Source organism: Marinobacter confluentis (assembly GCF_004785685.1).
GTDB classification, from domain to species: Bacteria; Pseudomonadota; Gammaproteobacteria; order Pseudomonadales; family Oleiphilaceae; genus Marinobacter; species Marinobacter confluentis.
Genome location: NZ_SRPF01000036.1, coordinates 1 through 320 on the forward strand (window position 1 = coordinate 1; position 320 = coordinate 320).

1 pseudogene is annotated in these 320 nt (G+C 56.6%); it reads left to right on the forward strand.

Features of this window, described 5'->3' with window-relative positions:
* Window positions 1–276: pseudogene (locus E5Q11_RS17450) on the forward strand (hypothetical protein); the annotation flags it as partial.
* Window positions 277–320: the final 44 nt, after the last annotated feature.

Sequence of the window (320 nt, forward strand, 5' to 3'; positions counted from 1 at the left end):
ATTGTTCAGTCGCTTTACCAGTATCTGGTGAACCATCTCGGTTATGCCAACCTTCTGGACAGCCTCGTCGACGAAGTCTGGCGCCTGCTGGAACAATGCCCGATCCAGGTCGACAGCATCCGCGAAATGATCGGGCAGATCGCAACCTGCCTTTATGATCCGACACTGAAAACCTCGGACAACGAAAATGCCACCAGACTGGTACGCGCACTCTATGCGCCAACGCCGGGAAGCCAGGAAGACCCGGGCACCACTGTCTATCTCGAGCGTCTTTAAAAGATGGACGATTTGTCCCTGGCCGTAGAGGCCGCGCGGCTGGC